Source organism: Streptomyces marianii, from assembly GCF_005795905.1.
In the GTDB taxonomy this organism is placed as follows: Bacteria; Actinomycetota; Actinomycetes; order Streptomycetales; family Streptomycetaceae; genus Streptomyces; species Streptomyces marianii.
In genome coordinates this window covers 84,782-109,260 of the sequence record NZ_VAWE01000001.1, presented here as the reverse complement: position 1 = coordinate 109,260, position 24,479 = coordinate 84,782, and the positions used below count along the sequence as shown (strand labels likewise).

General features: G+C 70.4%; 22 protein-coding genes and 3 pseudogenes. 18 read left to right on the top strand and 7 right to left on the bottom strand.

Annotated elements, in window-relative coordinates:
- Nucleotides 1-102: 102 nt before the first annotated feature.
- Complete coding sequence (locus tag FEF34_RS00460) at nt 103-801, top strand: hypothetical protein (RefSeq protein WP_234042182.1); 699 nt, start codon at nt 103-105, stop codon at nt 799-801.
- Nucleotides 802-894: 93 nt separating this feature from the next.
- Here the strand turns inward: FEF34_RS00460 and FEF34_RS42295 are convergent, their stop codons facing one another.
- Together FEF34_RS42295 and FEF34_RS42290 are read right to left on the bottom strand one after the other, a co-directional pair.
- On the bottom strand, nt 895-1,125 hold the full coding sequence (locus FEF34_RS42295) for a hypothetical protein (protein WP_234042181.1): 231 nt from the start codon (nt 1,123-1,125) through the stop codon (nt 895-897).
- Between the two features lie 98 nt (nt 1,126-1,223).
- The gene (locus tag FEF34_RS42290) at nt 1,224-1,439 is read right to left on the bottom strand and encodes a hypothetical protein (protein ID WP_234042180.1); all 216 of its coding nucleotides are present in this window, start codon (nt 1,437-1,439) and stop codon (nt 1,224-1,226) included.
- Nucleotides 1,440-2,266: 827 nt separating this feature from the next.
- Here FEF34_RS42290 and FEF34_RS00450 point away from each other — a divergent pair.
- The 4 genes and pseudogenes from FEF34_RS00450 to FEF34_RS00435 form a co-directional block, all read left to right on the top strand.
- A pseudogene (locus FEF34_RS00450) lies at nt 2,267-2,515 on the top strand (WhiB family transcriptional regulator); the annotation flags it as partial.
- A gap of 300 nt (nt 2,516-2,815) precedes the next feature.
- Complete coding sequence (locus FEF34_RS00445; protein ID WP_138051363.1) at nt 2,816-3,742, top strand: immunity 49 family protein; 927 nt, start codon at nt 2,816-2,818, stop codon at nt 3,740-3,742.
- A gap of 452 nt (nt 3,743-4,194) precedes the next feature.
- Nucleotides 4,195-4,401 carry a hypothetical protein gene (locus FEF34_RS42285; RefSeq protein ID WP_234042179.1) on the top strand — a complete coding sequence of 69 codons (207 nt, stop codon included), beginning with the start codon at nt 4,195-4,197 and terminating at the stop codon, nt 4,399-4,401.
- The gene (locus FEF34_RS00435; protein WP_234042178.1) at nt 4,385-5,101 is read left to right on the top strand and encodes an ATP-binding protein; all 717 of its coding nucleotides are present in this window, start codon (nt 4,385-4,387) and stop codon (nt 5,099-5,101) included. The genes FEF34_RS42285 and FEF34_RS00435 overlap by 17 nt, the downstream gene beginning before the upstream one ends.
- An 8-nt stretch (nt 5,102-5,109) precedes the next feature.
- On the opposite strand, the pseudogene FEF34_RS42280 reads toward FEF34_RS00435, so the two are convergent.
- The 3 genes and pseudogenes from FEF34_RS42280 to FEF34_RS00425 form a co-directional block, all read right to left on the bottom strand.
- Nucleotides 5,110-5,202: pseudogene (locus FEF34_RS42280) on the bottom strand (IS5/IS1182 family transposase); the annotation flags it as partial.
- 83 nt (nt 5,203-5,285) lie between these two features.
- A complete protein-coding gene (locus FEF34_RS42275; protein WP_234042177.1) occupies nt 5,286-5,534 on the bottom strand; it encodes a hypothetical protein in 249 nt (82 codons plus the stop codon).
- 192 nt (nt 5,535-5,726) lie between these two features.
- The gene (locus FEF34_RS00425; RefSeq protein ID WP_234042176.1) at nt 5,727-6,812 is read right to left on the bottom strand and encodes a hypothetical protein; all 1,086 of its coding nucleotides are present in this window, start codon (nt 6,810-6,812) and stop codon (nt 5,727-5,729) included.
- Between the two features lie 383 nt (nt 6,813-7,195).
- Here FEF34_RS00425 and FEF34_RS00420 point away from each other — a divergent pair.
- From FEF34_RS00420 to FEF34_RS00355, 12 genes and pseudogenes are all read left to right on the top strand, one after another.
- A pseudogene (locus FEF34_RS00420) lies at nt 7,196-8,394 on the top strand (PP2C family protein-serine/threonine phosphatase); the annotation flags it as partial.
- Nucleotides 8,395-9,037: 643 nt separating this feature from the next.
- On the top strand, nt 9,038-10,144 hold the full coding sequence (locus FEF34_RS00415) for a cytochrome P450 (protein WP_234043032.1): 1,107 nt from the start codon (nt 9,038-9,040) through the stop codon (nt 10,142-10,144).
- A 93-nt stretch (nt 10,145-10,237) separates the two neighbouring features.
- Nucleotides 10,238-11,467, top strand: coding sequence for an FAD-dependent monooxygenase (locus FEF34_RS00410; protein ID WP_138051361.1), 1,230 nt, complete (start codon nt 10,238-10,240; stop codon nt 11,465-11,467).
- A 258-nt stretch (nt 11,468-11,725) separates the two neighbouring features.
- The gene (locus tag FEF34_RS00405) at nt 11,726-12,670 is read left to right on the top strand and encodes a hypothetical protein (RefSeq protein ID WP_138051360.1); all 945 of its coding nucleotides are present in this window, start codon (nt 11,726-11,728) and stop codon (nt 12,668-12,670) included.
- A 620-nt stretch (nt 12,671-13,290) separates the two neighbouring features.
- A complete protein-coding gene (locus FEF34_RS00400) occupies nt 13,291-14,664 on the top strand; it encodes an inositol-3-phosphate synthase (protein ID WP_234042175.1) in 1,374 nt (457 codons plus the stop codon).
- A gap of 131 nt (nt 14,665-14,795) precedes the next feature.
- On the top strand, nt 14,796-15,677 hold the full coding sequence (locus tag FEF34_RS00395; protein WP_138051359.1) for an SCO3242 family prenyltransferase: 882 nt from the start codon (nt 14,796-14,798) through the stop codon (nt 15,675-15,677).
- Nucleotides 15,674-16,627 carry a sugar phosphate isomerase/epimerase family protein gene (locus FEF34_RS00390; RefSeq protein ID WP_138051358.1) on the top strand — a complete coding sequence of 318 codons (954 nt, stop codon included), beginning with the start codon at nt 15,674-15,676 and terminating at the stop codon, nt 16,625-16,627. Before FEF34_RS00395 ends, FEF34_RS00390 begins: the two co-directional genes overlap by 4 nt.
- Nucleotides 16,624-17,262 carry an EboA domain-containing protein gene (locus FEF34_RS00385; RefSeq protein WP_138051357.1) on the top strand — a complete coding sequence of 213 codons (639 nt, stop codon included), beginning with the start codon at nt 16,624-16,626 and terminating at the stop codon, nt 17,260-17,262. The genes FEF34_RS00390 and FEF34_RS00385 overlap by 4 nt, the downstream gene beginning before the upstream one ends.
- A 20-nt stretch (nt 17,263-17,282) precedes the next feature.
- Nucleotides 17,283-18,140 carry a TatD family hydrolase gene (locus FEF34_RS00380; RefSeq protein WP_138051356.1) on the top strand — a complete coding sequence of 286 codons (858 nt, stop codon included), beginning with the start codon at nt 17,283-17,285 and terminating at the stop codon, nt 18,138-18,140.
- Nucleotides 18,141-18,157: 17 nt separating this feature from the next.
- Nucleotides 18,158-19,336 carry a metabolite traffic protein EboE gene (eboE, locus tag FEF34_RS00375; protein WP_138051355.1) on the top strand — a complete coding sequence of 393 codons (1,179 nt, stop codon included), beginning with the start codon at nt 18,158-18,160 and terminating at the stop codon, nt 19,334-19,336.
- Nucleotides 19,333-20,742 carry an alkaline phosphatase family protein gene (locus FEF34_RS00370; protein WP_138051354.1) on the top strand — a complete coding sequence of 470 codons (1,410 nt, stop codon included), beginning with the start codon at nt 19,333-19,335 and terminating at the stop codon, nt 20,740-20,742. The genes eboE and FEF34_RS00370 overlap by 4 nt, the downstream gene beginning before the upstream one ends.
- A 1,470-nt stretch (nt 20,743-22,212) precedes the next feature.
- The gene (locus tag FEF34_RS00355; protein ID WP_138051352.1) at nt 22,213-22,797 is read left to right on the top strand and encodes a nucleosidase; all 585 of its coding nucleotides are present in this window, start codon (nt 22,213-22,215) and stop codon (nt 22,795-22,797) included.
- A 45-nt stretch (nt 22,798-22,842) separates the two neighbouring features.
- Here the strand turns inward: FEF34_RS00355 and FEF34_RS00350 are convergent, their stop codons facing one another.
- Together FEF34_RS00350 and FEF34_RS00345 are read right to left on the bottom strand one after the other, a co-directional pair.
- On the bottom strand, nt 22,843-23,154 hold the full coding sequence (locus tag FEF34_RS00350; RefSeq protein WP_199800619.1) for a hypothetical protein: 312 nt from the start codon (nt 23,152-23,154) through the stop codon (nt 22,843-22,845).
- 179 nt (nt 23,155-23,333) lie between these two features.
- Nucleotides 23,334-23,462 carry a transposase gene (locus FEF34_RS00345; protein WP_138051351.1) on the bottom strand — a complete coding sequence of 43 codons (129 nt, stop codon included), beginning with the start codon at nt 23,460-23,462 and terminating at the stop codon, nt 23,334-23,336.
- Nucleotides 23,463-23,519: 57 nt separating this feature from the next.
- Here FEF34_RS00345 and FEF34_RS41880 point away from each other — a divergent pair, with 57 nt between their 5' ends.
- Nucleotides 23,520-24,044, top strand: a complete 525-nt coding sequence (locus FEF34_RS41880; protein WP_199800731.1) for a transposase — start codon at nt 23,520-23,522, stop codon at nt 24,042-24,044.
- Nucleotides 24,045-24,479: the final 435 nt, after the last annotated feature.

Genomic DNA, 24,479 nt, shown 5'->3' with positions numbered 1-24,479 from the left:
ATCCTTCACCGCCAGCCGCGCCCAGCCGCCGGTCACCCCGAGCCCGACTCGACAGCACATGCAGGTTCCGTCGTGCCCATCTGCCCCGGCCGGGCAGATGCAGTGTGCCGAGTACAGTGGCCACCTGGCTCCCCGGCCGCAGCCCTCGCCTCGGCGGCCGCCGTCACCATGGCCGGCTCCCTCGCCTTCGCCACCGCCCGCCCCGCCCGCACCTGGCGGGCCGCACCACGCCGCCGGGAACGGCTCGGCGTGCTGCGCCCGCGCGCGATGCGGCCCCTGATGCTCTCCCTGGTCTTCCTCGGCGCCACGGCCGGCGCCCTCGACGTCGCCGGGACCGTCGCTGCCGAACGGCAAGACGCACCCTGGCTCGCGGGCGCGCTGCCCGCGACGTTCTCCGCAGCAGGGCTCCTCGGCGGCATCCTGTACGCCCGCCTCCAGCCCGCGACCGCCCCCCGGCCGCGTCATCTGATGCTGCTGGGCGCCGCGTTCGCCGCCGGATGGCTTCCCCTGCTCGCCCCGCTCCCGGCCCCTGCGGTCCTCATCCTGGCGATGCTGCCCGGAGCCTTGTTCGTCCCCCTGCTGACCGTGGCCAGCCTGACCGTCACCTCCCTCGCCCCACCGGGCACATCGACCGAAGCGGTCGGCTGGATGTCCAGCGCGATCCGCCTCGGCCTGGCAGGCGGCACCGCCCTGGCAGGCCCGCTCGGCGGCCACTTCGCCGTCCCACTGATGGCCGCCGCCCTGTGCGCGCTCCTGCTCTCGGCCCGCACCGTGTCCGTCACCACACCGGCTGAGGTATGAGGCGGACGACCGCAGGGCACCGCTCCCACCTCCCGGAACGGCATCCACGATCGCCGTCGCGGGAGCCCGGGCGGACCGCAGCGGACGTTGGACCTACGCCGGAACCTTCTCGGCAGCCGTCTCGGCCTCACTGTTCGCGGTGTCGTCCGCAGCGGGCGCCGCATCCGCCTCGGCGTACGCGGTGTACATCGCGCTTCCTTGCTGGTGGGACTTCTCTGCGCGGTTGTTCTTGACGAGGGTCTCCAAGTTGTTGCGCACCGTCTGGACGGTCGTCTTCCGGCCGGAGTGGTCCTGCGCGAGCTGGTCGGTGACCTCACGGGCCATGCACGGCTGCCCGGGGGTCTTCAGGAGGATGTCCAGGACGAGCTGCCACAGCGGCGGACCGACTTCACCTCGCCCGCGGTCGGCTCCGCCAGCGCAGCCTACTCAGCGGCCGGCTTCCCTGTGGCGGCCTTCTTCGCCGCCTTAGCCGCGGCCTTCTTCGCCGTGGCCGCCTTCTTGGCGGGCTGCTCGGGCTGCCCCGGATTCACCGACGCATCCTGGCGCGGCGACGGAACGGTCTGGGGCGCCTTGGTGACGGCGTCGGCCGACGCGGAGGTCTCGGGCTGCTCGGCCCAGTCCGTCGGCGACGCCACCACGGCCGCGGGCTCTCTGCGGGCCGGGCCCCGAGCAGACTGCCCGTGCCTGGGCCAACCAGGTCTCCTCCAACGTGAGTTGCTCCTGGCGCGCCTGGAGACCTGCGATCTGCTCGGTGATGCAACCCTGCTCCTTGCGGTTGGCCGCGAGGTCATCGGCGTACTGCTGCGCGTACTTGTTCTGGATGGGGGTCTTCTTCTCGGGCTCGTCGGCCACGACAGCACTCCTAGCACCTGGGTGTTGCTGCCGGATGCTACTCACTACGAAGAGGTGGCAGTCGCTCTCCGTACGATCACCACTCTTGTGGTGGCCTCGGAGGCCGCACGCACGGGCCCGCCATCCACGCCCACCGTGGCAAAAGGGGGTGCCCGGACAGTTCACCGGGGCAGCTGCGCAGAGGCCTCGTTGGAGTGTTGCTGTGTGGCGTCCTCCCAACGGGCCGGCGACCGGGGGCATGAGCGGCGTGCCGAACTCGGGCAGGGCGGTGGAGGTCAGGCGCAGGCCCTGCGCCGTGCACGCCGAGCGCAGGGGAGGGAGACCGTCGGCGGGCACCCGGATGGTGAGGATCGGGCCGTCGGCTGGCGGTGGCCGTCGGCAGGTCCCACAGCACCTCATCGGCCGCCCTGGCGGCCATCGACCGCAGCGCGGTCGCCCACTCCTGATCGGACAGGGTGCACGGAACGCGTGCGCCCACCTTCTCGTCCCATTCAGACGGGGAGCGGGGCGCCGCAGGACATGCACCCCCCGGACCGCCACCCGCAGCACATCGGCTGTGACCTGGGCAATAGGCTCGGTGTCGTCGCCGAGCCGCGACGGGGAGGGAGACAGGATGAGTTCAAGGGCCCACTGGAGCGAGGATGCGGCCTGCCGCAGCGCCGACCCCGATGAGCTTTTCGCGGATAGCGCCGGCCAGAACCGGGCCAAGGCGGTCTGCACGGGGTGCCCGGTGCGCACCGAGTGCCTGGCCGACGCCCTCGACAACCGTGTCGAGTGGGGCGTCTGGGGTGGCATGACCGAGCGCGAGCGCCGGGCTCTGCTGCGCCGCAGACCCAACGTCGCTTCGTGGAAGCGGGTCTTGGCCGACAGGCCTGCCGCTCAGACCCTGCTGGGGCGCCGGGGCTGAGTGGGTCGTTCGCCTTGTCCGGCCCCGCTCCTTCCAGCCCCTCGATGAAAGCACAGGTCAGAAAAGTCTCATCGGCATGGGAGGGGCTGAAGGGTCCGGGGCTCTCCCAATCCCTCTCCGGCGGCGAGGAGACTGGGCAAGCGGTTCAAGGCCCAGAAGGGACGGGCGGCCTGTGGCCAGAACCCGCAGCGCAGACAGGGATTGTGCACCGGCCCTGAAAGCCAGGTTGTCGGTGTCAGCTGACAGGATGAATGGATGGGAACCAACAACGTAACGCGCCACGCGGTGAACCAGCAGCGCTTGGAGTGGGCCTTCGGCGACATGGCGGATCGTGTTCAGCGCCGTTTCGAGGACGTCTACCACGCCGAGTATCCGATGCGCGAGATGCTGTCGGAGCTCGGCTACGAGCTGTTGGATCACGTTGCCGCACGCAGTGTGCAGGACCTCAACCTGAACGACGAGCGCACCCGGCTTGCGCTGACGACGGCGGCCGAATGCCTCTTCGGTGTGCTGGAGCTTGGCTGCTGCCCGGGTGGTGACTGGGAGATCCCCTTCCCACTGACACGTACGCGCTTCAGCAGCGAGGAGAAGGACTTCGACGAGATGCGGGACGCGACCGACACGGTCACTGCCCGCACCTGGGTCGAAGCCTTCGACATCTGCGTGGCCAGCGGCTTGGTGTGGGACTGGGAGCGGGTGATCGGGCTGCTGCTCCGAGGAGACTATGCCCCGATGCTGCACAGCAGCCTCCCCTACGCGCAGCGGGGCTCGGTCTCCCAACCTGGCGACCTCGCGCACATGGACGCCCTATGCGGCTACCTGACCCCCGCCCAGGGCCACCTGCCGCGCGACTGGCCGCAGGTGACGCTGTGCAAGCCGTCCGTAGACGAGCGGCTGGACGCGGCCCTAGCCCTGGACGCCGCCGGCGCGACGAGTCCCGACCAGCGGCTGCTGCGCATCCTGCTCCGAGATGATCAGGACGCCTTCGAGTACGCGTTGCACGAACGGCTTGTCCAGCACCGTGCAGGCGTCGGCGAGGACCCTGCGCCAAGGAGCCTGCTGCCCGTGGGCACGATCGCCCTGGCAGCGCTCGCCGTACAGGTGCACGGCTGGGACCTGCAGATCGAGTCCGCCTATCTCCCTGGCTCACTGCTGAACGCCATTCCCGCAGTCTCCTCTTGAGCCCCGGCCGGAGCACCGCCCGCCGCGACCCTTCCGCGCCCCCGGGCCGCGCACGGGCGACGGGCTCTGTGCCGCCCACCGCGAGCCCCGCCGGGCTCACTGCTGGCCGAGTGCGTCAAGAGCGACCCGGCGCTGGCCTCGCGGATCTACATCCGCCTGGAGATCCTGGCCATGACCGAGGACGAGGTCCTCATGGCTGTTCCTCACTCGCATCCAGTGTGGAGGGGTGTGGACGAGGGGCTGCTGAAGCGAGTGCACCCAGTACGCGCTCGGCTCCTTCCGTGAGTGGGTGAGGGTCACCAAGCACGTGTCAAGGGCATGGAGCACTTCAAGGCCGACAAGGTCGACGACCGCATCGTGGACTGGGCTCTGAAGCGGTGCTGACCACCCCGCCAACGCCCCCGTCGCCGACCGTACGGGGCGCGGCTGGCGCTCAGGAGCCCTTCGCCGTCGTGCAAGATGCCACCCCACCCGGCCCGCACTTCCTCGACACCCCGGGTGTGCGCACCTTGCTCACCCGGGGCATGCTCGCCGTCAGTGATGCGCTCGCCGATGCCTACGCACAGGGCCGGTTCGTGTGCGTGCTGGCCGATGCCGGGGTCGGCAAGACCTTCGCTGTCCACACCGCCGCCCGCCGTCTCGGTGAGCTGTTCGCTTGATTACCGTGCCCACCCGGCGCCGGCGGACCTGCGCGCAGCCCTCCACCGTGCACTTGGTCTTGGCGGTGAGGCGCCTGCCGACCCCGGCATCGCCGACACGCTGGTCCGCCGCGCCCTGGCTGTCAGGCCGCGGATCGTCGTGGTCGAAGGCGCCGACCGGCTGTCGACGTCCTGCTTTGAGTACGTGCGTTTCCTGCACGACGACCTTCCCCAAGGGTTGTGCGTGGTTCTCATCGCCCAGGCGCGCGGCGAACGCTCGTTGCGCGCCCAGCGGATGCTCGCCAGTCGCAGCGCCGGCTGGCCCTACATCTGGCCGCTCACCCGCGACCAGGTCCTGCAGGCGGTTGTTGCGTTGCATCCGCTGTGGCAGAGTGTCGCGCCCGGCGACCTTCAGGGGCTGGACGCCCGCTTCGCCGATGGCTGTCTGCGCCGCTGGGTCGTGCTGACCCTTCACACCCAGCGGGCTCTGGCCGCCACCGGAGCGAAGAAGCCCGAGCGGGGCAGGCTGCAGGCTGGTGGCCGCTGTTTCCCAGGACTGGCAGCGGCACTGTCCGGGAGCGGGGTTTCGGATTCCGCCGCTTCTGGTCGGGGCCCGTCCCACGCGGCTGTTGCCGGTGCGTTCCGCCCTGGCGGGGCGGGCGCACCGCTCGTCCTGATCGCTTCTGGGCAGCTCCGCTGGGACAAGAAGCCGCACGGATAGACGTGTGGTCATGGTCGGTGGTTCGGGTGTTCGTCCCAGCGGTGAGTCGTCCATACCTGCCGGATCAGACTACGCACGGTGATGATCATGTCGGCGAGGTCAGCACCGGCTGCCGCACCGGCCGACTACCTGGCCCGTCGTGCCCACGGCTCTCTGGCGAAATGCCCGCCCGCCGTGCCCGTCCTCAGTTGACCTCCCGCACTCTCGCAGCGGTCCGCTTGGCGAGCTCGCGGACGCCGTTCGCGGCGTCCTCCGAGAGCTCGCCGAGTATGGCGTCGGCGGCCGCGAGGAGGGCACGGGTCTCCTCGAGGCGGCCCGCCTCGGCCAGGGCGAGGATGAGCCGGTAATGCTCCTCGGCAATGAAGCGGCCGAGGTTGACCTGCTGCCAGTGGCGCAGCGAGTCGTCGCCAGGGGTGGCCAGGGCGTCGCGCACGGCGGCGAGGCTGTCCGCCGCCTGCGGCAGCCGGCCCGCCTCCCGTTCCAGGCGGGCAAGGGTGTGTCGGGCCGAGGCCCGGTCCCATGCCGTCTCCTGAAGGGCGGGCGTACAGGCGTTGGGCGCGCAGCGACTGGGGAAGGTCGCCGAGTTCCTCGAAGTCCCGGGCGAGCCTGCTCAGCGGCGCTGTGGTCAGGGTGTGGGGCGCCTCGGGGCGGCGGAGTCTGCTCTGGCCATGAAGATGTTGTCGAGTTCGCGGATCAGCGTCACCCGCGCGAGGTCCGTCATCCCCTGGTCCCGCGCCAGGTCGGTCCACGTGGAGACCGGCTCGTCAGACGGATCCGTCCCGAACATCGACTCGTCGAGCGCCCGCGCCCACTGCTGCAACTCGTCCGCGCTTGCACCCGGTTCCGGCATATCGCCCAGGCCGCACGCCGTGTCGAAGTCCGTCTCCCGGACCTCAAGCAGCAGAGGCAGATCTCCGGTGTCCCCGCGCAGCCCCACCAGCGCAGCCGCGAGCCGCAGTTCGTCCGTCATCGATGACCGTGCCTCGTGCCGCAGCAGATGCCGCAGCAGCTCCAGATCGCTCTCGGCTCGGTCGAACTGCGCGGCCCGCAGGGTGATCCGGCGCCGCACCGGGTCCTCAGCGACTTCACGCCATGCCATGCGGTCGCCCTCCCGCAACCGGGCGAGATCTGCGCGACCCGCCACGAGCACCGGCTCCCACAGAGGGGGACCGGCCGGGCCTATCCGGTGGTACGCACACCCCTCGTCCGCGTTGAGCAGTACGAAGTCCGGCTCGGTGCGCAGCAGCGCGGCACGCAGTCTGCCCACCAGCTCGACCGGGGAGCGTTTCGGGAAGCCCAGCGCCGCACGGAGCTCGGCCCGCTCGTTGTCGATTCCGTAGGACTCGCGGATCTCGTCCTCGGTCTCCGCGACGCACGCCAGGATCTTCTCCTCGCCGTCACCCGGCGACAGCCGTGTGTAGTCGCGCCAGCCGGGCAGGCCGATCACGAGCTCCAAGGTCTCGTCGACGCTGGAGCCGATGATCCCCGCGGCGCCCTCCGAGCTGGCGTAGAGCACCGAGCCGTCCGCGCACACGAAGTACGTACCGCCGGTATCGTCCCCGGCTACGCTCTCCAGCGGCCCGCCCGAGGCAAGGCGGACCTCCTCGACATGGCCGTCGGCGGCGCGGTCCAGGTCGAAGTCGAAGGGGAAGGCGGCCAGTTCGGCCAAGCGGCGGTCCTGCCGCAGCAGCCGTAGCGCGTGATCGGTCATGTCACAGAACGTAACACCGTCCACTGACAACGGACGCGTGGCCTCTGTGAGAGGCGGTCCGGATCGGGGTGCGGTCATGGTCGGTGGTTCGGGTGTTCGTCCCAGCGGGGGTGGTTGGGAAGCCCGGAGGTGCCTAACGACGCGCCAGCTGCGGATCGACCAGATCGTGGGCCGGGCCGGGCGGCCCAAGCGGGGGTTGCCGTCGGGACGTGACCGCGACCGAGCGGGTGCTGTTCGCCCTGGTCGCCAAACGTGGTGCCTGTCCGAGTCAGGCTGACGGAAGATCCTCGGAAAGAGGGGAGGGGTAAGGAGGAGTGGACGGCCCAGTCCCCTCCACGAGTCGACCGATCGGGGGAGGCGCCGGGCGACGGGTGCGCGCTTCAATGAGCCGGTTGGCCGACAGCCATGCGCCGACCGAGCGACGACGGTCGGACTGGGACAGAGCGCGGCGGTACCCCGCAGCCACGCGCGTACTGGGCGGGAGACGACCGGTGGGGCAACGAGCACGCGACAACGGACAAGGGTGCAACGGTGGCCGCCTGGTGGTCAAGGTGCTGCCGGTGCTGCTGATCGTCGTCGGAGTCTTCTTCGACCTGGGAACGCCGGAGACGTTCACCGCCTCGCCCCTCTTCACGGCGGCACCACTGATCGCAGCCCCCTTCTTCTCCTTGACGGGCACGCTGATGGCGGGGGTCGCCGCGGTCGGGGCCGTGGCCGCGCTGCACGGGTACAACGCGCGGACCGGTGAGATCCCGGCCCTCACGGAACTGGTGACCGTGTCCACGGTCTCCGTGCTGGCCCTCTTCATCAACCGGGTCATGCGGCGCAGCGGAGAACGGCTCGCCTCCGCGCGTGTCATCGCGGAAGCCGCACAGCGGGCCGTGCTGCCGACGCCGGACGGGCACATCGGCGGACTGCAGGTCGCCGCCCGGTACGAAGCGGCGCAGCGGGATGCGTCCATCGGAGGCGACCTCTACGCAGTACAGGAGACTCCGTACGGAGTACGCGTGGTCGTCGGGGATGTGCGGGGCAAGGGGCTGGGCGCGGTCGAGACCGCGGCCGTGGTGCTCGGGGCGTTCCGGGAGGCCGCCGTGCAGGAGCCCACTCTGGACGGGTCGCCCGGCGGCTGGAGCGCGCGCTGGCACGGTGCGGCACCCGGCATTCCGGGCCCGAGGCGCTCGAGGACTTCACCACCGCCGTATTCGCGGAGATACCGCCTGGGTGCGGGACGGTCCGGATCGTCGACCGGGGGCACCCCTCTCCACTGCTGCTGGATGCGGACGGCACTCTGGAGGTGCTGGAACCGCCGGATCGCGCGCTGCCGCTCGGCATGGGCGACCTGGACCCACGGCCCGACCGGTCCTACGAGGTCCCGTACGGGCCCGGTGCCACGCTTCTCCTCTACACCGACGGACTGTCCGAAGCGCGCGACGCGCGCGGCGTCTTCTACGATCCGAGCGAACGGCTCGGCGGTCGGATCTTTCGCGGACCGGAGGAACTGCTGGACACGGTCGTCGCCGACGTACGGGAGTACGCGGGAGGCGCGACGGCCGACGACATGGCGCTGCTCGCGCTCAGCCGCCGAGCGAGCGCCGGCCGGAACGGCCGAGGACCGAGCCGCGTAGCCCCCTGAGCCGGCCGTGCCGACCGTCGCACCGTTGGTCCCGCTCCGGTGTTGTGGCCTGTGGCCTGTACAGCATCAGGGTTGTCCCCTACGCGAAGGTCTGATCGGGGGACGCCGCGGCGAGCCTGAGAGGGAGAAGCTGGAGAAGTGGTGGGGCACGGTCCGTACATGGGCCGGCCCGGAGGAACTCACCGGAGGTTGTCGATGATGTCCACGGTCCAAGTAGGTCCCGAGCCTGCTTGCACCCGCGCTCCCCGGATTCTGAGCGAAATGGACTGGTGCCCTAACGCGCCCCGGCTCCGACCCTTTCCACGGCTGTGCCAACCCCGGGCAGCACGTTGATCGGGCCCGCCTGCCCCGCACGGAGAAGGAACAAGGAGCACGCCGGCGGCCCTGACCTTGCCGTTGCGGCGAGTTGAGCCCGGGAACCACTGTCATGGCGTTTAGGTTGGTCCAGTCCAGCCCCCCGTTCACCACACTTCGGAGTGTTACATTGCGTCCGGATCAACCCGCTGCCTGCCCGTTCCCCGCGGGTCCCCTGGGAGCGCCACCCGACGAGCTCGACCGCCGTCGGCGGGAGGATCCGCTGGGAACGGTGACGATGCCGAGCGGTGACGTGGCGCGTCTCGTGGTCCGCTATGACGACGTCAGGCAGGTCCTGTCCGACCCCCGTTTCACCAGGGAACTGCACGGCGGCGATGCGCCGCGCTTCCTGCCGGGAGTCGATTTCACCACCACCGAACCGGACCTCCTCATCAATGTGGACGGCTCCCGCCACCAGCGACTGCGACGCATCGCCGCGAGGGCGTTCTCCCAGGCCCATGTCGAGGGGTGGAAACCCCGCGTTGAACAGATCGTCGACGAGCTGATCGACCAGCTGATCGACCATGGGCCGAAGGCGGACTTCGTCCAGCAGTTCGCCATGCCGCTGTCGGCGTCGGTCATGTGCGAGCTGCTCGGTGTACCCAAGGACGGACACGAGCGGTTGAACACCGGGGCAAGGGCGTTGTTCACCGTGGCGAGGAACGAGGCCGAGACCTCGCTGGTCAGATCGCAGATCGAGGCGTACACCCAGTACGTCGAGGAGATCATCGAGGTCGCCCGGGACACCTCGGGCACAAGCCTCGTCCATGATCTGATCGCGGCGCGGGACGGGGCGGACTCCCTCACGAAGCCGGAACTCGTCAACATGGTCCTCATGCTCATCACGGGGGGCCTGGCGACGACTTCGAACATCATGACCCGCGCGGTTGTCACACTGCTGGGCCTGCCCGGGCTCTATCGCAGCATGGCCACCGCCCCGCGCGAAGGTGTCGAGGCCGTCGTCGAGGAACTTCTTCGCCGCCACTCCGTCGCCCTCTCCACGGTGAGGGTGGCGAAGGAGGAGGTGGAACTCGCTTCCGGCGCGGTCCACGCCGGTGAGGCGGTGCTGGCATCGGTGGAGGCGGCCAATCACGATCCCACGGTCTTCACGCGGCCCGCGGTTTGTGATCCGTCCAGGTACGTGGACCGAACGGCAGAGCGTCACCTGGCCTTCGGCCATGGACCGCACTTCTGTCTGGGAGCGAACCTCGCGCGCCTCGAGTTCAGGCTCTCCCTCGTCGCACTCGCCCGCAGACTGCCCGGGCTGCGACTGGACGTGAACCCTGAGGACATCACCTGGGGTGTCTTCATGCGCAGCCCCGAGACATTGCCTGTTCGCTGGTGACCGGGGCAGGCGGTCGCTGGTCCGGATCTCCTGGACCGGCTTCGTGACACGAGTGGACGGCTGCGGGAAGTCGGAAGGGAACCGGGAAGAGAAGTGGTTGAGCGCGGACTGAGGGCGGCGGTGGCGGGAGCGGGAATCGGAGGGCTGTCGGCCGCGGTTGCCCTTCTGCGAGCAGGCGCCGAGGTGACCCTCTACGAGCAGGCGAACGGATACCGGGGACTGGGATCCGGTCTGCACCTCGGTCCCAACGGCACCCGCATCCTGCGCCATTGGGGCCTTGCAGAAAGAGTGGAAGCCGTAGCGGTACGGCCGCAGGCCTTCGAGGTCCGGCACTGGAGGGACGGCAGTCGCCTGGCCCGTCGCCCCATGGGAAAGGCCTGGGAGGAGGAGTTCGGAGCCCCCTACTACACGATTCACCGCGCCGATCTGCACGAGATTCTGGTCGATGAGGTCCGGTGCCGAGCGGAGTTGCAGTCCGGACGCCGTCTCACCTCGATCGACGCCGATGACCACGAGGTCCGGCTTCGGTTCGCAGATCACAGCCAGGCCGCGGCCGACGTGGTGGTGGGCGCGGACGGTATCCACTCGGTCGTCCGGGAATTCGTCAGCCCGGGCGCGGTGCGCGTCTTCTCGGGCAGCAGTACTCTGCGCGGTCTCGTCCCTGCGGACGCGGTCCCCGCTCTTCCGCCGCGAACGATCCTGATGTGGCCCGGCCCGGACGCACGAATCCTGTGCTTCCCCGTCAGCGGGGGACGCGCATGGACGCTCGCGGCCGTGGTCCCTGAGAAGCATCGGCTCGAGGAGTCCTGGGACGCCCAGGGGCAGCCCGGCGAACTGGCCGACCGACTCGCGGGGTGGCACGGCGAGGTGCTGGAGGCCGTACGTGCCCTGACGGGTACGCAGCGTCTAACGCTGTACGACCGGGAGCCCCTGAAGCTCTGGTCGACCGGCAGGGTCACACTGCTCGGTGACGCAGCTCATCCGATGCTGCCCCACCACGGGCAAGGGGCAAGCCAGGCGATGGAGGACGCCGTTGCTCTGGCTCACTTCCTTGCCGGGCGTGGGCGCACCGGCCGGCGAGACGGCGGCACTTCGACCGGGCGGGCGGTGGAGGACGCACTGCTGCGCTACGAGTCGTTCCGTCTGCCGCACACCACCCGGGTGCAGCTGGGCTCGCGCGGGAGCGGGCCCGCCTCGGACGCGGCGGGGATGGGCGGCGTGTATGAGAACGTTCTGGCCAGAATGGTGGAGGAAGTCTCCTGGACCTATGCCTACGACGTGCGTGAGGCGCTGAGGAAGGGCGTCGCCAAGACGGGCCGCTGACGGGGAGACCGACGACGCCCTCCTACGCCACCACCACTGCCGGCCGGCTCCTCATGTGACCGTCAGAGAAACGGCAGCTCACGACAGAGGCGCGGTTCAGCACGACCAAAAGTGGGACATCTGCGGATGTTTCATGCGATGTCAAGCGAAAGATGTGTTAGGACGGTGGCTGAAGACTCTCCTTCCGCTTCCCGGCCTTCTGCCGCTCCGGCAGCCGATGCCGAGGCGATCGAAACCCCTGTCGCATAGGAGCCGTCGATGACGTTGCTGAGCACCTGGGCGAAGGCATGCTTGGGGGCTGCCTGCGCCTCGGCCCTGCTCGTAGGCCCGCTTCCCCGGGAACAGCAGACAGCGCGAGCAGCCGATCGTGAGACCGTCCCGGTGGGAATCGACGCGGAGGAGATCCGGGCGCCCAGATCCGTCCAGGCGGGAAAGGTGCTCTTCGCCGTCCGTTCCAAGGACGGCCGACCGCACATGCTGGAGGTCTTCCAGCCGCGCGACGGAGTGTCGGTGCGGGAGGCGCTCGAGGGAGTCCAGAACACCGCCCTGCTGCGCCGGGTCAAGGGGATTCCCGTGGCCAATCCCCCCAATCAGGTGGCTCAGGCAGTCCGTGAGACGGACCAGATCACCGAGTTCTTCGGCGGGGCCCTCGTCGACCGCCACCATTCGGTGCGCTGGTCGGCGACGCTGTGTCCTGGGACCTACTACCTCATCGATCTGGAGCAGATCCTCTTCGGAGAGAAGCGCTGGCGGGAGTTGGAGGTGACTGGGTCCGCCGAGGGCTGCGACGGGCGGGAAGGCCGGGCCTCCGGTGATCGTGGGGAAACCTCGGTCGAGCTCGTCGCCACCGACGACGGCCCCCGGATCCGCACCCGGACCAAGCTGCCCGCACAGGGTGTCCTGTCCTTCACCAACCGTCTTCCCGAGGGCGGCGGTGAACTGCTGCTCCAACGGCTCCGCAGGGGAGTCACCCCAGAGGACGTCAGCGATGCCATGGCCGTCGTGCTCCGGGGAGAACTCCCCACCGAGACCATTGTCGACGGACAGCCCTTCGGGCTCGGTGGCCTGTCCGCACATCGCAACGTGAAGCTGCACCTCGACTCACGCCCCGGGCGCTACCTCCTCTTCTCGGCGGTGCCCGACCCCCGGACGGGCCTGCCGCAGACCCGCCTTGGCGCCTGGCGGGTTGTCACATTGGGTTAACGGCGGTCAGGCGCGTGCTTCTGCGGCTGCGTCCGAAGCCGGAGCCCTCCTGTCCGGTCGCCGCACCCGGGGTGAGCCTCCGCCGGACTCCCGACAGACCCACCGCCGACTCGACGCGGGAGGTTCCGCGGGACGCCGGCCGCCGCGCTGCGGTGTCGCGGACGCGGTTGGGGTCGCGTGGCCGGCGCATCCTTCCCTACCCGCCGTCTGAAGGGCCGATGACGCCCCGACACCGGTTCGGCCGGGGGCAGGAGGCAGGGACGTGGCCGATCGGGATCCGTGGCTCCGTGGTGACGACCACGATGGCCGGGGCACTGGCCGCGATGCCGGTGCAATCCGCAGGCTGTGTCACGGCGCTCGAACCGGCGAGGTCCCCGGGCTGTGCTCCCGAGACTCCGGGCATCTCACTCGACGGTGGCCTCATGCGCCACGGGGGACAACCCGGTTCACCGATCTGTGCACGGCGTTGTGCGTCGGCTCATCGGGGACTGGCCCTCGTCCGGCGAACGAGTCGAACGGTGGACGGTGTGCATTTCCGCGGTTCCTGGGCTGGATCGCAGTGGCGCAAAGGAATCCGGCATGGCGAGAGAAGGCATGAGTCCCGTAAGGAGTTCCCAACGATGATCACGAACAACGAGTCGCTGGTCCTCGGGGCTGGTCCCGCCGATGGATCCACCGCCGACCCGAAGCAGGAGATGTCGGAGCGCGAAGGGCACCTGCTCCACCGCCCACCGCGTTGTGGTGTCTCTCCGCATGGATGGAGGACCCCCGTGGACGGTGAACGCTCCCTGCCCGCTCCGGTGGAGCGGCCCGGGCCGGAACGGCACGAGCACGACGTCGACGCGGGGGGCACCGGCGTATGGCTGATCGGAGCCCGCGGTTCCGTGGCGACGACCACCATGGTCGGGTCGCTGGCGCTCAGCGCGGGGCTCGTGGACCCGACAGGCTGTGTCACGGCGCTGCCCTGCTTCCACCGGTCGGCCCTTCCGGGCTATGACCAGCTGGTCTTCGGCGGTCACGACCCCGCGCAGACCACCGTGCTCAAGCGGGCCGAGCACCTCGTCGCGGCAGGCGTACTGCCCGGCCATGTGGTGGAGGCGCTTGAGGACGAGCTCGTCCGGCTCGATGCGAGCATCGCCGTCGTGCCCACCCGGCGGACCCAGGGCGAGACCGCCGAGGCGATCGCCGCGGACCTGGCCGCCTTCCGCGACCGGCATGGCTTGAGCAGGGTCGTCGTGGTGCACCTGGCACCTACCGAGGGGCCCCTGGAACCCCATCCGGCGCACGCTGACCCCGCTTCACTGCATGCCGCGCTGTCGACCGGCGAAACGGTTCTGCCCTCGAGCTCACTGTATGCCTTCGCGGCGTTCACCGCGGGCTGCCCGTTCGTGGACTTCACTCCCTGCACGGGCGCACGCCTTCCCGCACTGGAAGCACTCGCAGCCAGGGCCGATGTGCCACACGCCGGATCGGACGGCAAGACCGGTGAAACGCTGGTGAAGTCCGTGCTGGCGCCCATGTTCGCCCAACGTCATCTTCGGGTCCACTCCTGGTCGGGCCTGAACGTACTGGGCGGAGGCGACGGCGCGAACCTCGCGGACGGCGCGGCCAACGGAACGAAGGCGGCCAGCAAGCGGCAGGTTCTCGCCGGAGCGCTCGGCTACCAGCCCGAGGGCCCCCTCTGCATCGAGTACGTGCCGGACATCGGCGACTTCAAGACCGCCTGGGACCTGATCTCCTTCACGGGTTTCCTCGGTACCAGGATGCGCATGGAGTTCACCTGGCACGGCTGTGACTCCGCGTTGGCGGCACCCCTGGTGCTCGACCTGGTGCGGCTGACCGCTGCGGCCCACGCTGCTGGCCGGTCCGGGCCGCTGCGCGAACTGGCCTTCTTCTTCAAGGACCCTGTCGGGTCCGACCGCCACGGCCTGGCGGAGCAGTGGCGCGACCTGCTGGACTTCGCCTCGGCGCTCCCCACCGGCGGAACCCGGTGAACAGGCTGTTCGGCCGCGTCCGGCGAGCTCAGGTGACGCCGGGCCGGGCCGTTTCCGGGAGCGGCGCGGACGGCCCGGAGACCACGGCTTCCCGGCCGACCGGTACCGACCGGGTCGGCAGAGGGACGGCCGTGCCGGCTGTGCGCCCGTCACGGTGGCGGACGCTCGTCGAGCTGGTCCGAGCACCCGCGGCGCTCACCGTCCCCGGGGACGTGCTCGCCGGAGCCGCGGCGGCCGGAGAAGCGTTCCGTCCTCGACTGCTGGGACTCGCCGCCTCGTCCGTCACCCTGTACTGGGCGGGCATGGCCCTCAACGACTGGGCCGACCGGCACCAGGACGCCGTCGAGCGGCCCGGTCGCCCCCTCCCCTCGGGCCGCGTCACGCCCGGCCAGGCGTTCGCTCTCGCATCGGTCCTGACCTCCGCCTCACTCGGCCTGGCCGCAGCTGCCGGGGGGCGACGCGTACTCCTCCGGCGGGCGCTCCCGCTGGCCGCGTCAGTGTGGGCGTACGACCTCGGCCTGAAGGCCACTCCGGTCGGCCCGACCGCGATGGCCGCAGCGCGAGGGCTCGACGTCCTGTTGGGGGTCCCTCCCGGCAGGACGGCCGCCGCACTGCCCGCGGCGGCAGCCGTCGCCGGGCACACCTTCGCCGTGACCTGGCTCAGCCGCCACGAGGTGCACGGCGGCACAACCGCGGATGCCCGCACCGCACTGGCCGTCACCGCTGCGGTCGCCCTCGGCTCGACGGCGGGACGGGCCCGTACACCGACCGCGGCTGCCACCGCCCTCACGGGGACGGTGCTCTACGCCGCGACGGCCCTTAGAGCCCAGATCGCTGCCCTGGAGGATCCGGCTCCCGCCCGCGTCCGCAACGCCGTGGGCGCGGGCATCCATGCCCTGCTGCCGCTGCAGGCGGCGCTGACCGCCCGCGCGGGTGCGCCCGCTCTGTCCGTGCCACTGGCCGCCGCGCTCCCGTTGGCGTGCCGCCTCGCCCGAAAGGTGTCCCCGACATGACCTCCCCCAGCGGCGGGCTCCGGTTCGCGTACGGAACCAACGGATTCGCGGACCACCGGTTGGCCGACGCCCTGCACGTGCTGTCCGACATCGGATACTCCGGGGTCTCCCTCACGCTCGACCACCACCATCTCGACCCCTTCGCCCCCGGTCTGGCCGGCCGGGTGCGGGAGGTGCGCCGCACGCTCGACCGCACCGGACTGGACGTCGTCGTCGAGACGGGAGCCCGCTACCTCCTCGACCCCTGGCACAAGCACCAGCCCACCCTGCTGACCGCGGAACCCGACGGCCGAGCCAGGCGTCTGGAGATGCTGCGGCGCGCCGTGGACATCGCCGCCGAACTCGGTGCAGGGGTGGTCCACCTCTGGAGCGGTACCGCCACGAGTGGGGCCGCCGAAGCCGAGTCCTGGGCCCGGCTCGTCGACGGATGCTCCCAGGTGCTGCGCCACGCCGAGATCGCCGGGATCGACCTTGGCTTCGAACCCGAGCCCGGGATGCTCGTCTGCGACCTGGCCGGCTACCGCCGCCTGCACACGGAACTCGGCGCACCGCCCCGCTTCCGGCTGACCCTCGACATCGGCCACTGCCAGTGCCTCGAGCCGCATCCCGTCACCGACTGCGTCGCACGGGCGGCCGATCAGGATCGCCTGGCCCATGTGCAGATCGAGGACATGCGACGGGGCCGGCACGAGCATCTCCCGTTCGGCGAGGGCGAGATCGACTTTCCGCCCGTCCTCGCCGCCCTTTCCGCGACCGGCTACGGCGGCCTGGTGTCGGTGGAACTGCCCAGGCACAGCCATGCCGCGACCAATACGGCACGGCGCAGCCTGGAGTTCCTGCGCGCGGCCGCGGTGTCCGCTGCCGCCTGCGTCCCCTCGCAGGACGCGCCTCGCGCCGTCGCGACACGGGACGCTCCTGCCGGCTACTCGACGACGGGGCCCTCGCGATGAACGGGAACACGGCCGTCCCGGTGGACGCGGCGGCGGTGCGGTCCGTGGAAGCGTCCCTGCGGAGCGTGCTCTCGCCGCCGAAGAACGCGCAGCTGACCGCGGAACTGGAGCAACTGGTTTCCGATCCGGCCGCACTGGCCTCCTCCTTTCCCCTCGCGGGACGGTCCTTCGGCCGTGAGGCACTGCCCGGACGGGCCGGCTGGACCGTCGACGACGCCGTGCGGCTGCTGCTGCTGAGCCGCTTCCCGGAGACGGGCGGCCGACTGGTCGAGGAGGTGTCGGTCCGCTACCGGCACGGAGACGCGGGCGAGCGTCGCGGCGTCCTGCGAGCGCTGCCGTTCCTTCCCATCGGCACCGGCGGGCTGCCGCTCGTGGAGGACGCTCTGCGCACCAACGACCCCAGGCTCCTCGCCGCCGCGCTCGGGCCCTATGCCCAGGTCCGCCTCGATCAGCACCAGTGGCGGCACGCCGTGCTGAAATGCCTGTTCCTGGGTGTTCCCCTGACCGTTGTGGCGGGGCTCTCGGAGCGTGCGGACCCGGAACTCGCCCTGATGGCCCACAGCTTCGCCGACGAAAGGCGCGCCGCGGGCCGGCCGGTGCCCGCGGACACCTGGCTGATCACCTCCCATCTCTGAAGGAGTTCCGAGGACCGACCATGCGCATCTTCGACCCGCACATCCATATGACCTCCCGGACGACGGACGACTACCGGGCCATGCACGCCGTCGGCGTTCGGGCCCTGGTCGAGCCGGCCTTCTGGCTCGGCCAGCCCCGCACCTCGCCCGACACTTTCACCGACTACTTCGACTCGCTGCTCGGCTGGGAGCCCTATCGCGCCTCGCAGTTCGGCATCCGGCACTACTGCGCGATCGCCCTCAACCCCAAGGAAGCCAACGATCCCCGCTGCACGCCTGTGCTGGACCTGCTGCCGCGCTACCTCGTCAAGGACACCGTCGTCGCCGTCGGTGAGATCGGTTTCGACACCGGGACCGAGGCCGAGGAGCGCGCATTCGCCGCCCAGTTGGAGCTCGCCGTCGAGCACGGGCTGCCGGCCCTCGTACACACCCCCCACCGCGACAAGGTCCGCGGCACGGCCCGTTCGCTCGACGTCGTCACCGACTCCGGCATCGACCCGGGCTTCGTCGTCCTCGACCACCTCAACGAGATGACCGTGGGCGCCGTCGTCGACTCGGGTTGCTGGATGGGGTTCTCCGTCTACCCGGACACCAAGATGACTCCCGAGCGCGTGGTGCAGGTCCTGCACCGGTACGGGACCGAACGCATGCTGGTGAACTCCGCCGCCGACTGGGGCCACAGCGACCCGCTGCTGACCCGGCGCACCGCCGAGGCCATGCTCGCCTCGGGCTTCGACGAGGACGACGTCGACCGGGTGATGTGGCGCAATCCGGTCGCCTTCTACGGCCAGTCGGGCCGCCTCCTCCCGGACCGCTCCGGCGAGGAGCCGGAGGCCGCTCTGTACGCGGGCAACTCCATCGCCCGCGGCGGCAGCTGAGCGGCAGGCGGCGGATCATGCGATTCCGGCATCCGGGCGGCAGCACCGTCCACCTGTCATACGGCACCAACGTCCACCCGGCCGAAGACCTGGCCGGCATCACAACGCAGCTCGGCCAGTACGCCGTGCCGGTCCGCGAGCGGCTCGGCACGAACCGGCTCGGGGTCGGCCTCTGGCTGCCCGCCGACGCGGCAGCCGGCCTGGCAGCCGACCCGGCGGCCACTGCACGGCTGCGTGCCGGGCTCCGGGCCAGGGGCCTGGAGACCGTCACCCTCAACGGCTTTCCCTACCGGAGCTTCCACGCGCCTGTCGTCAAACGCGCCGTCTACACACCCGACTGGTCCGAGCCGGCCCGCCTTGCCTACACCCTGTCCCTGGCGCGCATCCTCGCCGCGCTGCTGCCCGACGATGTCGAGGGCGGAAGCGTCTCGACCCTGCCCTGGGCGTGGCGCGAGCCGTGGCTTGTGGAGCACCGGGACCGGGCCCGGCGCCATCTCGACTCACTCGCGTCCGGGCTCAAGGACATCCGGGCCGAGACCGGCCGGATGATCAGGGTCGGCCTGGAACCGGAGCCGGGGTGCGTCGCCGAGACGGTGTCCCAGGCCGTGGACGGGCTCATCGGCACCGACTCCGCGCATGTCGGGCTGTGCCTGGACGCCTGTCATCTCGCCGTCGCCCACGAAGATCCGGCCACCGCCGTGGCGCACCTCCAAAGCAGCGGGATCCCGGTCGTCAAGCTCCAGGCTTCGGCTGCTCTGCAGGCCGATGATCCGTCCCATCCCGCGGTCCGCTCCGCACTCCGACCGTTCGCAGAACCGAGGTTCCTGCACCAGACGCGCGAAGCGGTCCCGGGCGGAGGTCTGCTGGCGGCCGACGACCTCGGTGAGGCGCTGGACGGGCCCGCCCCGCTGCCGGGCCGCGCACCGTGGCGCGTCCACTACCACGTTCCGCTGCATGCCCGGCCCGAACCACCGCTGACGAGCACCCGACCGGTGCTGATGCAGACACTCGGCGCACTGTTCGGCGGAGAACGTGCCATCACCAGTCACGTCGAGGTAGAGACGTACACCTGGTCCGTTCTGCCCGAGGGGCAGCGCCCGAACACAGAGAACGGGCTCAGCGCGGGAATCGCGGCCGAACTCGACTGGGCCCGCGACCGGCTGGGGGACCTCGGACTGAAGGAGCACACATCGTGACCGCCGACAGGGACGACCGCGCCACTGGCCGAAGCACCCGCAGCGTCGCGGTCCTGTGCACCGTCGGTCTCACGCCGCGGCTGCTGCACCACATGCCCAACGTACGCGCCATCGGCGAGCACGGGTTCACTGCCGCGCTCGACACCGTCTTCCCGGCCGTCACCGCCACCGTCCAGGCCAGCCTCACCACCGGGCTGCTACCCCGCGACCACGGTGCCGTGGCCAACGGCTGGTACTTCAGGGACCACGGCGAGGTCCACATGTGGCGCCAGCACAACGCCCTCGTGCGGGGCGAGAAAGTGTGGCACGCAGCCCGGGCACACGACGCCGGGCACACCGCCGCGTACCTCTGCTGGTGGTGGGCGATGGGCGCCGAAGTCGACACCGTACTCACTCCAAGGCCCGTATACCGCTACGACGGACGCAAGCAACCCGACTGCTACACCGTGCCCGCCACGCTACGGAACGAACTCCGCTCCCGCCAGGGCGACTTCCCTCTGTTCAGCTACTGGGGACCCGGCGCCGGGATCGACTCGACCCGCTGGATCGTGGGCGCGGCCCGCCACGTGGTGCACCGGCGCCGGCCCGACCTGTCCTTCGTCTACGTGCCCCACCTCGACTACGACCTTCAGCGCTTCGGTCCCGACAGCGAGCAGGCCGTCCAGGCCGCCCGGGACGCCGACGCGGCCCTCGGCCCGCTTCTGGACGACCTGCGAGAGCGGGGAACCGCCGTCGTCGCGCTGAGCGAGTACGGGGTCACGCCGGTAAGCCGCCCCATCGACATCAACCGGGAACTGCGCCGAGCGGGGCTGTTGCACGTCTTCACCCAGCGCGGCATGGAGTACCTCGATCCCCACACCTCACAGGCGTTCGCCGTCGCCGACCACCAGGCCGCGCACGTGTACGTGGCCGACTCGGCCGACGTGCCCCGCGTGCGGGACGTCCTCAAGGGCGTCGAAGGACTCGACGAGGTGTGGGACCGCACCGAGCAGGCCGCGTACGGCATCGACCATCCCAACGCGGGCGAACTGGTGGCCGTCGCACGGCCCGACGCCTGGTTCACGTACTACTACTGGCTCGATGACGACCGGGCGCCCGACTTCGCGCGGGGCGTGGAGATCCACCGCAAGCCCGGCTACGACCCCGCCGAGCTGTTCTTCGACCCCACCGACCGGTTGGTGAAGGCCAGGGCCGCGCTGACACTGCTGCGCAAGAAGGCGGGCATGCGGGCACCCATGACCGTGGTGCCTCTGGACCCGTCCTGCGTCCGGGGAAGCCATGGCCGACTGCCGGATTCAGACCGCGACGCCCCCATGCTGCTCTGCTCGGACCCGGCGCAGGAACGGCCCCGCTACCACGCGGCCGACGTCAAGGAGCTGATTCTCAGACTGCACGGCTATGCGTGAGGCCGTCCCGCAGGCCGACCGCGGGGAACCCGGGTGCCATCGAATGGGCGGCGCGTGATGTCCTTGAGGGGAACGGGTGCTCCGCCGACTCGCACGAAGGAGGCCTGGTCGACGCAGATGCCGGCGTCGCGCTTCTCCGGGCGGAGACGGCGGCAACGGCCCACCGGACGGCTGGGGGGTCGAACGGCCGAGCCCGGAAGCGGGGCAGGGCGGCGTCGGCAACTGGCTGCGGGCCTGGGCCTTCAGGCGCTCCCGGCGAAGGTCGAGGGGCTGCGGTCGAAGGCGGAACGCCTGGTGGAACGAGGGTGGGCACTCCAGACACGGCCAGGGGTGTTCACCCGACTCGGGACGCCGGCCGGCTGAAGGCGCCAATGCGGCGCCCGGCCAGGTGGCTGCTCAAGAGCATGGTCATGGACCACAGGGGAGAACGTTCATGGACGAGTTGCAGCAGGAGTCGCTTGTTGCTGGTGCTCGGAATGTTGATGAGTTTCGGAAACACTTGCCTGGCGTGTCGGCGTCAGTCGATGGTCGACGGCGGTTGCCTTGCCCGTGATCGCTACCCGGGCGTCGTCTCTCAGTGTCGGGCCGCCGCAGGCGGGATGGCGGCTCCGTGCAGGCAGTGGTCGAGGAGTGCGTGCATGCGGGGGACGGGGAGGGACGGGTTGGCCGCGGCGCCCTCCGCGGTGCGGAGGTCGGCGAGGAGGGGTTCCAGAGCCTTCGGTATCAGGGTCGGGTTGGCTGCCCGGCGTACCGCGTCGGTCGGGGGTCTCCCAGCGGAGGTTCGGCCAGGGCGCGTACCTCGGGGTCCGGGTGGCCGGGGAGGTGGGTCCGGCCGGTGCGGGGGAACGCGGGCAGGGTCAGCAGGGGCCTTGAGTCGAGGCCCGCCCCTGGTTCGTGCTGTTCGACTCCAACGCCTCGGCCTGGCTGAGCGACTCGGTGGACACTTCCCGGTACGACACCAACCACTAGGTCCTGGTCACGACCAGCGCCCACGCCGTCCAGCGGCCCATCAGCAGCACCAAGCCCACACCGGAGGAGGCGCGAGCCCGGGTGGGCCCAACTGGCCGCAGCGCACGCGAGCATCGTCACGAGCGACGGGTACACGCTCCCCGAGATCCAGTTCCTGGTCCTGCCCCGGGGGCCGTCGGCCTGAACGCCGCCGATGCCCTCCGTTGTGGGACGGTCCGTGCTGGCGTCTCCAGCGACCGGAAGTAACCGCCCCGTACCGAGGGCACCGCCGCCCGCTCGGTTTGCGGCTGGAGGCGCCGAGAGCTGCATCGGCCGGGACCGAAGCTGCCCGCCGTTTCCCCGGTCGCGCCCGGCACGCGCCGCCGCGGTGACCGCTGTGTGACGCGACCGCAGTGCGTCCCGGCGTGCGACAGCGGCCGTGCCGGAGTCGAGCTCCCGCATGTTGCCGTCAGGTGACCCGCAACATTCCGCAATTCGGACAAATTGCCGTACTCTGAGCCCATGGAACTCATGGGACAGATCACCAGCGACCGTTCCTTGCTCGTGCTGGCGGTCGAAGAAGAGGCCCAGTACCTCGACACGTCCCTGCCCGTCCTGCTGACAGGCATGGGCAAAGTCAACGCCGCGACCGCCCTCGCCGCGACACTGGCCCGCGGCCCGCTTCCGTCGGACGTCGTCAACCTCGGCACCGCGGGAGCCTTGCGCCCCGGCTGGACGGGAACCCATGTCATCGGCACGGTCATGCAACACGACCTGGACAGCGCCATCCTGCGCGCCCTGACCGGCAAGACCTACGGCGCGCCCCTGACGGTGGGCGACCCTGGCGGCCCCACCCTCGCCACCGGGGACTCCTTCATCGACGACGAGACCGCTCGTGCCCGTCTGGCAGCGTGTGCCTCCATGGTCGACATGGAAGGCTACGCCTTGGCTGCTGCGGCACACCGCGCCGGTGTGTCTCTGAGCATCATCAAACACGTTAGCGACGACGCCGGCGAGGGCGCCGCCGCGACCTGGCGGGAATCCGCCGAGCAGTGCGCCCGCGCCCTCGCCGAATGGGCAGCCCAGAACATCCGCACCTACTCCTGAGCCATTCCCTCCACCCGGGCCGGGCCGGCGCGCTGTCTGCTGTCTTCACCGGGACCAGGCTTGGGAAGTGGCGCGCTTGCGGCTGGTGATGACTTCGAGTTGGTACAGGCCGCCTCCGGCTTCCGACTGGGTTCTGACCACGCGGATCTGGCCGCTGGCCTCGCAGTACTTGCCGGTGCCTCCGGTGATGGCGATGAGATAGGGGGTCTGCGGGTCGCGTGTGGCGTTCCGCCAGGTAATCTGGCCGTCTTCGAGGACGTAGGACCCGTAGCAGGTGGTGGTTTCGGGAGTGGAGGCCGTGAAGACACAGTTGGATCGACCCCGAGGCATGCCCTTGTCACGCAGGTGGTCGATCACCTGCTCGGCCTCGTCCGGGGACGGTCGATCTCCTGGGCAAAAAACACGCTGGCGGCTTTCAGGATCTCATTCGTCCCCTTCAACTCGGCGGTCGCACCCCGGAGTTGCTTGAGTTCTTCGCGCTCGGCGGTGGTGAGCCGGTCGTCACGCTCGCCGCGGTCGGCCTCGGCCTGACGGACTCAGCCGCGCAGGGCCTCCTTGTGGATGCCGAGATCTTTCGCGACGTGGGCGATCGGCCGACCGGTGCTGCGGACTTCACGGACCGCGCGCTCGCGGAGCTCGTCCGGGTATTCACGGGCTGCTGCCATGGTGCTCGTGGTTCTGCTTCGCCAGGGCCGTAACCTGGCACACCAGGGACTCCACAAATCTCAGTACAGCCCAACATCTGCTTCGAGGACGAAGCAGGTTTCACCCGCTCGCTCAGGGAACGTACTTGGGGCCGGCGCGGACACACCCCGGTCGTGACGGTCAACGGGCGCCGTTCGGGACGCCTTTCCGTGGCCGGGCTGATCGCCATGCGGCCCGGCTCGCGGACCGGCTGTGCCACCGCCTGCGCACCCACCAAGCAGGCGGAGGCAAACGCCGCAGCATGGGCGAACGCGACTTCATCGCACTCGTCGACGGCGTCCCACCACCTCGTCAAGGCGCCGATCGTGTTGGTCTGGGACCGCCTCAACACCCACGTCTCCCACACCATGCGCAAGCTGATCGCCGAACGGGGATGGCTGACGGTGTTCCTGCGGCCCGCCTACGCGCCGGATCTGAACCCCGTCGAGTGGGTCTGGGCGCACGTCAAGCGCAGCCTGGCCAACCTCGCCGTCGTCGCCCTCGACCGGCTCGCCCTCGTACGCAACCTCAGTACCGGCCCGACACCCTCGACGGCTTCATAGCAGGCACCGGCCTGACCCTCGACAACCCAACGTCACCTTGACCAGCCGAAGTCAGTAAGCGTTTTCAGCTTCGCCCCTCCAAGGCGAGGGCGGCACTGACGACTGACGTCATGGCGTGGGGGTGAGCAGGCTCCGGGCAACTGGCTCGGAGGGCCGAGAGGAGGTCGGCAAGGAAGCGCAGGAGCAGGGCGGCTCGGTCTGTGTACTCGACGGCCTCGGCATGCGGCCGTTTGGCGGGGCCGTCACCGCGCTGAGGAGCCGGCCCTGTGCTTCGTGTCAGAAGATGGTCGTGGGGAGGGATGGGAGGCACGCTCGAAGTAGCATCCCTGCAAAGTTCTCCGGTCGGCACTTCGCAACCTCCGTCGTGGAGCAGTCGGACAGAGGCATCCATGCAGAGGACAGAGTGCAATGAGTGGAGCTGAGAGTTGGTCCCGT

What these genes read in the sequence shown, in the direction of transcription:
- FEF34_RS42295 (WP_234042181.1), bottom strand. Translation starts at nt 1,125, where the DNA reads ATGGCCCGTGAGGTCACCGACCAGCTCGCGCAGGACCACTCCGGCCGG.
- FEF34_RS00445 (WP_138051363.1), top strand. Translation starts at nt 2,816, where the DNA reads ATGGGAACCAACAACGTAACGCGCCACGCGGTGAACCAGCAGCGCTTG.
- FEF34_RS00425 (WP_234042176.1), bottom strand. Translation starts at nt 6,812, where the DNA reads ATGACCGATCACGCGCTACGGCTGCTGCGGCAGGACCGCCGCTTGGCC.
- FEF34_RS00415 (WP_234043032.1), top strand. Translation starts at nt 9,038, where the DNA reads ATGCCGAGCGGTGACGTGGCGCGTCTCGTGGTCCGCTATGACGACGTC.
- FEF34_RS00405 (WP_138051360.1), top strand. Translation starts at nt 11,726, where the DNA reads ATGACGTTGCTGAGCACCTGGGCGAAGGCATGCTTGGGGGCTGCCTGC.
- FEF34_RS00400 (WP_234042175.1), top strand. Translation starts at nt 13,291, where the DNA reads ATGATCACGAACAACGAGTCGCTGGTCCTCGGGGCTGGTCCCGCCGAT.
- FEF34_RS00390 (WP_138051358.1), top strand. Translation starts at nt 15,674, where the DNA reads ATGACCTCCCCCAGCGGCGGGCTCCGGTTCGCGTACGGAACCAACGGA.
- FEF34_RS00385 (WP_138051357.1), top strand. Translation starts at nt 16,624, where the DNA reads ATGAACGGGAACACGGCCGTCCCGGTGGACGCGGCGGCGGTGCGGTCC.
- FEF34_RS00380 (WP_138051356.1), top strand. Translation starts at nt 17,283, where the DNA reads ATGCGCATCTTCGACCCGCACATCCATATGACCTCCCGGACGACGGAC.
- eboE (WP_138051355.1), top strand. Translation starts at nt 18,158, where the DNA reads ATGCGATTCCGGCATCCGGGCGGCAGCACCGTCCACCTGTCATACGGC.
- FEF34_RS00355 (WP_138051352.1), top strand. Translation starts at nt 22,213, where the DNA reads ATGGAACTCATGGGACAGATCACCAGCGACCGTTCCTTGCTCGTGCTG.
- FEF34_RS00345 (WP_138051351.1), bottom strand. Translation starts at nt 23,462, where the DNA reads ATGGCAGCAGCCCGTGAATACCCGGACGAGCTCCGCGAGCGCGCGGTC.